This is a genomic window from Microcoleus sp. POL10_C6 (assembly GCF_036701585.1).
Classification (GTDB): domain Bacteria; phylum Cyanobacteriota; class Cyanobacteriia; order Cyanobacteriales; family Microcoleaceae; genus Microcoleus.
The window spans coordinates 1-6553 of the sequence record NZ_JAUBRB010000109.1 but is presented as its reverse complement, the minus strand read 5'-3'; the positions used below and the strand labels follow the sequence as shown (position 1 = coordinate 6553).

General features: G+C 45.1%; 3 protein-coding genes and 3 pseudogenes. 3 read left to right on the top strand and 3 right to left on the bottom strand.

Features of this window, described 5'->3' with window-relative positions:
* Positions 1–231 precede the first annotated feature (231 nt).
* Positions 232–1459: pseudogene (locus QUA34_RS29540) on the top strand (ISAs1 family transposase).
* A gap of 98 nt (positions 1460–1557) precedes the next feature.
* A complete protein-coding gene (locus QUA34_RS29535) occupies positions 1558–1935 on the top strand; it encodes a GUN4 domain-containing protein (protein ID WP_333391013.1) in 378 nt (125 codons plus the stop codon).
* Between the two features lie 291 nt (positions 1936–2226).
* On the opposite strand, the gene QUA34_RS29530 is transcribed toward QUA34_RS29535, so the two are convergent.
* The 3 genes and pseudogenes from QUA34_RS29530 to QUA34_RS29520 all read right to left on the bottom strand — a co-directional run bounded on the left by QUA34_RS29530 (position 2227) and on the right by QUA34_RS29520 (position 4176).
* A complete protein-coding gene (locus tag QUA34_RS29530; RefSeq protein WP_333322832.1) occupies positions 2227–2463 on the bottom strand; it encodes an element excision factor XisI family protein in 237 nt (78 codons plus the stop codon).
* A 177-nt stretch (positions 2464–2640) separates the two neighbouring features.
* Positions 2641–2987: pseudogene (locus QUA34_RS29525) on the bottom strand (element excision factor XisH family protein).
* 172 nt (positions 2988–3159) lie between these two features.
* Positions 3160–4176, bottom strand: a pseudogene (locus QUA34_RS29520) (IS701 family transposase).
* A gap of 524 nt (positions 4177–4700) precedes the next feature.
* On the opposite strand from QUA34_RS29520, the gene QUA34_RS29515 reads away from it, so the two are divergent.
* Entirely contained in the window at positions 4701–6401 is a 1701-nt protein-coding gene (locus tag QUA34_RS29515) for an ABC-F family ATP-binding cassette domain-containing protein (protein ID WP_333322835.1), read from the top strand.
* Positions 6402–6553 lie beyond the last annotated feature (152 nt).

Below are 6553 nucleotides of genomic sequence, written 5' to 3'. Positions count from 1 at the left end.
TTTTGAAAAGAGCTTTTACTGACGGAAAATATCGCTGCTGTTTTTCTGATCGACAGCTTCTGATCTTGATGAGCTGCCAGGGTAAGCGCACGTTAAATAGTAGCTCAGGATACAGATTAATAAGCCAGATCCTGAAATTAAAGGTGCAATGCTAAAGGTTTGTGAGATTTCCCCGCTTGGAGGCTGACACAAGGTGACACTGGAGGATGTTCCCACATCTTGGTTCCCGTTATGTCTCAAGGATTTGCGCCCGCTGTTGAACTGACCACACCTCGTGCGGTTCCCTTAGAAATATCAGCCTTAAGCCAAGGCTTAGTAGATTGTTTCAAATCAGTCGCAGATCCCGCCCGTCGAACGGGGACAATGGCATCATTTATCCGATATTCTCATCATTGCGATTCTCTCCACAATTGCAGGCGGACAAGGCTGGGAAGCGATGGAACTCTATGGCAGCGGCAAACAAGCTTGGCTTTGGACCTTCTTGGCACTACCCAATGGCATCCCCAGCCCAGATACCTTTCGGCGGGTGATGGAACGTCTTCACCCCAAACAGATGGAAGCCACGTTCGAGAACTGGGTTCGCACCTTAGTCACGGACCTCGGCGTTCAAGTCATTGCCATTGATGGCAAGCAACTGAGGGGTTCCTATGATCGCCACAATCGAAAAAAGTGCTTATATTTGGTCAGTGCCTGGGCCGCAGACCATCGCTTGGTCTTAGGTCAAACGAAAGTCCGGCATAAATCCAATGAAATCACGGCTATTCCCGCCTTGCTCGAACTGCTGGATATTACAGGCTGCATTGTCACCCTGGATGCCATGGGCACTCAAAAAACGATTGCAGCGCAGATTCAAGGGGCAAACGCCGACTACATCCTCTGTTTAAAAAAGAATCATCCGACCCTCTTCCAGCAAGTTCAGACCTGGTTTGAGACGGCCCAGATTGAGAACACCTTACCCAAAAGTGCAGACTACACGGTGGAATCCGGCCATCACCGCATCGAAAAGCGGCAGGTGTGGACCATTCCCCTGAACGCCTTTGCCTCAGTGCATGAAGCCGATGGCTGGGTAGGATTGCGGACCATTGTCATCGTTGAACGAACCCGTCAGTTGTGGCATAAAACCACCCATGAGATCCAGTTTTACCTCACGAGTCTGGACGCCGATAACCCGCGCATTGGCGGTGCCATTCGACAGCACTGGGGCATTGAGAACTCCCAACATTGGGTTCTCGATGTCACCTTTGGTGAAGATGCCTGTCGGGTGCGGTCGATGCACGGTCCCCAGAACCTGGCGGTTTTACGACGGTTCGCCCTCAATGCCCTCAATCGAGAATCCACAGGCAAAAAACGCAGTTTAGTCCAGAAAACGAGACTGGCTGCGATGAGCGATGACTATATGGTGAAGGTATTAGTCGCAGCACTCCCTGAACTCTCTCAAAGTAGCAGTCCTACAACCTAGATGGCAACTGCGTTTGAGGTGCGCTTACCCTGGATGAGCTGCTACTATTTTTGTTCGCAAATCTACTGAATATGCTTTCATTGGTGTATTATTTTTAGTTGATTCTATTGTACCTCATAACATCCGGAAGTGCTGTAACTGCTAAACACACCCCCTGTGAAGACATTTGTACTATAGATCGACTTTGGCTTAAATATAGCAATGGTCGCTTTGGGTTGAGTGTACAAAGGCGAATTCTGTTAGGAATACGAGAGGATGCACTATTTATTCTGCTTCGTCTACAAGGAAATTACTATGAAGAGATGAAGAAAGAAATGGAATTAGAAAGTAACTTTAATAAACTCATAGGATGGTACGCTCCTTACGATGACGGCAGTAGTGGTCTAAAAAGTAGTTATAACATCTTACTTTTTCAATCCAGGCTCCATATGGACATCTTCCCACAGCGAACCCGGCAGGAGGATATCCTGGGTTAAGGGAAAATAAAATCAATAATCTTATTGTACTAAATTTATTAAAGCGTTTGTCAGATTGCGGTATTGCTGTGTAGTCAAAATCCTGGTCACATAAACTTATTGACACACTTGTAGAAAACATGAGATTGAATTACGATCGCCCTTTCACTCCTAAAAGCTAGCACCTTCTCACCCTCACTTTTCTACAACCTTCTCCTATCGCCTGCTTTAAAAGTTTTTGAAGTACGTGAAGCGAAGCTATCCCGTAGGGACTCGCCTTCCCACTCAAATCGCTTCCACTCCATCATACTTTCAAAGATTCTCGCTGCTGCTCCCTAGTAGCACTCCATAAGCAGTATGAGGTCTAACATCAGGCGGTTGAAGCCCCAAAACAATTGATTTGGCCGGAATTCCCGCTGCAACTAGCTCCTCAGCAATCAGGCGATCGGTATTATTTGCTTGAATCCACACCTGACCGTCAATAATATCAATATAAATCACGAAATGGTAAATACGCTGCTCATTCAACCAACCTATATTTATTAACATATAACGGTCATTTCCCAAATCAAAAATTATTTAATTTTGAGTCCCACTGTCACAAACGGGAATCTCAGCGTATTCAGTCAGAAGCTGATTAACAAATTTGCGATAATTATTTAAGGTACCCATTGTACTATTTACTCTATTTTTTGGTTGAAAACCACCAATCTAGGCGGTTATTATCTAGCAATATCTGAGAGATTTTTCTCCTTCAAAAAGCTCTGTAAAAGCATTTAGTGGCATAGCAAGATACAGTTGTCTTTCGGATTCCGTCCGTTTTAAGATGTCATAGTAAAGAGTATATTGACCCAAAGCTTGCTCTAAATCTGCAATTCTCGACTCTCTGATAAAACTTTTAACTTCAACGGCTATCTTGCGCTCGTTGTTCTCAGCAGCTAATAGCTGTTCGGCACCAATATCGATAGGTTTCTCTTCGCCCAAGCCAAGGGATACGGATCATGGGTAATTGTCCAGCCAGCCTTAATGAGAGCCTGTTTGACAACTTGATGATAAATGCCTCTTGCTGGCACGATCACTCTCTTTTGTGATCGAGGTTGACACTGACTATTATAATGTCAGGACTTACGCATGAACGCTATATGTAGGGTTTGGCTTAAGAGAGAAGGCTAAGCCTTTCGGACTGGATACAGCTTTAAAACCCACGCTCATCAACCCCAGGAAATTGAAATATAAAAGCCCAAACTAGACCAAGGTCATCTTAAGAGTGGGGGTTTGTAGTTCCCGACTTAAATAGTCTGATAACAGTCCAAGTTTATCGTTGATAGATAGTCAAATTCATCTGATTGGCGAGGTATTTTAACCTCAGCCAGACTAGAATAGCGCACCCAATATGATTTCTTTGAATCCGGGCTTTTCTACACTGGCACTTGTCAACTCCAGTCAGTTGTTTCAGTTCTCTGTGAAACTCCTCAATTTTCCATCGATTGGCGCATAAATCTTTAACGTCATCCGTAGAAAACTGAGACATATCGTTGGTAGCAACATATTCCGTGTCACCGTTTGAGGCAACTACCCGAAATAATTTCACTTTTTTAAGCTTGGCAAATCCTTTAATTTTTACAATTTTACCTGACTCATTTTCAGCATTACTCCACGTTAAATCTTCAATTCGTTTGTACTTTTCTACCCCTCCTGTATCATCAACTAATCGATTTCTTTTAAGCGGACAGTAGTAAAACTTACCCAAGCTATCAATCAACAGCATTAAATCTTTTGTAGCATACCAACTATCCATGGCTGACGCTCCCAAAAGGCAATTGCTTGTGATAGACTATACCTTTGAGCATATCTTCTACATGGTCTAGTTTAGTCTTTCCGTCTCCATCAGGGTCATAAATGCGGTAATCCACTATCCAAAAAAGCCCTTTTTTGGGATTGACATAGATGCAAGTAACTAGACCAATCCCCCGAATTACCCGTTTTTCGTTTCCACTATATTGTCGGCGAGTCAGCTCGATTTTAGTGGCAAATCTTTTATCAATAACTGTGTCGTCAAATAAAAGATAACCTCCTTCATCAGTTTGGATAATCAGCTTAACTTGCTTCCAAAGCATCCGGGAAGTAATTTTTTCAGTTTTTAATAATAAATTAATAGTATCGTGGCTGCACCGCTTGAGATGGTCAGCCAGATTGGTCACCGTATAATTAATTTGACTGCGAGCGTAAATATTGACAGTAGTCAAGCGTAGTAAATTTCATACGCAATAGATTTTTTTGCTCGTCTGCTATTTTACAGCCAAGCTTTTCTCTTAAGTCCCCTCCATCCAGAAAAAAATCTTATAAAAAAAATAAAAAATATAAAATCTAGCAATAGTTCAAGCGATTTTCTAGCCCGGGGTAGCGTCAGGAATCGCTCTAGTTAGTCTGGGAAGAGGGTACGCTATATATAGCGTTCGTGCGTAAGTCCTGAATGTGCAGAAGTCTCAACCATTATGCGAGAAATTCAATCTGAAACAACACGATCGCCCGTTAGCGAAGCCCTCGAAGAGGATCGCCCCACCCAAATAGTCCTGAACCCACATCGAGGCCAGAAACCGGGTTTCTTCCTATATCTCTAGCCCAGAATCTGCGATTTTTCAGAGAACCCCGTTTCTTCGCGTAACTCCTACCAAATCAAAATATGGCAATACACTAAATATAATTAAAATTTGTTAAGATTAACTCGACCTCAGCGCCGGCATCCCATCCGCCGCTAAACCTGCCCTTCCCCAGTCCCCACAACAATGCTGCGACTCGAACACATCAGTAAAATTTACCCCACAGGCGTCGTACTCAAAGATGTCACCTGGGAAGTCAAGCCAGGCGATCGCATCGGCTTAGTAGGCGTCAACGGTGCCGGCAAATCCACCCAACTCAAAATCATCGCCGGCGAAATCGAACCCACCGCAGGCGAAGTCATTCGCCCCGCCAGCCTCCACATCGCCTACCTCTCCCAAGAATTTGAAGTAGATCCGACTCGCACCGTCAGAGAAGAATTTTGGCGCGCCTTCAGCGAAGCCAACGAAGTCCACGAAACCCTGATGCAAGTGCATCGAGACTTGGAAGCCTCCACCCCAGAAAATCTCGACGAACTGATCCACAAAATGGATCGGCTGCAACGGCAATTTGAAGGCTTAAACGGCTACGGTTTAGAAGCCCAAATCGAGAAAATTCTGCCCGAAATCGGATTTGAACCCGAAGACGGCGATCGATTAGTCAGCGCCTTCAGCGGTGGCTGGCAAATGCGGATGAGTTTAGGCAAAATTCTCCTGCAAAAACCCGACATCCTGCTGCTAGACGAACCTACTAACCACCTCGACTTAGAAACCATCGAATGGCTGGAAGTTTACCTGAAAGGGCTAATAACCCCGATGGTAATCGTATCCCATGACCGGGAATTTCTCGATCGGCTCTGCACGCAAATCGTCGAAACCGAACGCGGTGTTTCCAGCACCTACCTCGGCAACTACTCCTCCTACCTGCTGCAAAAAGCAGAAGCCAGAGAAGCCCAACTCAGCGCCTACGAAAGCCAGCAAAAAGAACTCGAAAAACAGCAAGCATTCGTTGAAAAATTCCGCGCCAGCGCCACTCGCAGCACCCAAGCCAAAAGCCGCGAGAAACAGTTAGACAAAATCGAACGCATCGAAGCCCCCACCGGCGGATTAAAAACTTTGCATTTCCGCTTTCCCCCCGCACCCCGCAGCGGTCGCGAAGTAGCAATAATTGAAGATTTGGTACACACCTACGGCGAAAAAATCCTATTTTTGGGAGCCGACTTATTAATTGAAAGGGGCGATCGCATTGCCTTTCTCGGCCCCAACGGCGCGGGCAAATCCACCCTGCTGCGGATGATTATGGGCTTGGAAAAGCCGACTGAAGGTACGGTCAAATTGGGAGGTCACAACGTCATCCCCGGTTACTTTGAACAGAATCAGGCAGAGGCCTTAGATTTGAATAAAACCGTGATGCAAACCATTCACGACGAAGTTCCCGACTGGAAAAATGAAGAAGTTCGGACTTTGTTGGGCCGTTTCTTATTTACGGGCGAGACAGTATTCAAACAGGTTGGCGCTTTAAGCGGCGGCGAAAAAGCCCGCCTAGCTTTGGCAAAAATGCTGTTGACTCCCGTGAATTTGCTGATTTTGGACGAACCGACAAATCACCTCGACATTCCGGCGAAAGAGATGATGGAAGAGGCGATTCAGAATTATGACGGTACCGTAATTATCGTTTCGCACGATCGCTATTTCATCTCCCAAGTCGCTAACAAAATAGTCGAGATTCGAGACGGAGAGTTTCGCCCTTATTTGGGAGATTACCACTACTATCTCGATAAAATAGCTGAAGAAAAAGAGCTAGCCAAGTTAGCCAAACTTGAAGCAGAAAAAGCAGCTAAAAAAGCAGAAAAAGAAGCCAAGAAAAAAGCTGCGGCTAAGCAAAAATAAACTTGCGTCCCTCGCAGATAAACCTTAAATCCGCGTTTATCTGCGTGCATCTGCGGTGAAACAAGAATCTGATTCTTAACTAGGGTTTGCTGAATAATTGATCGCAGACCACTAGCAGGAGCGATCGATATATTCAAGGTGAGTTAAATATA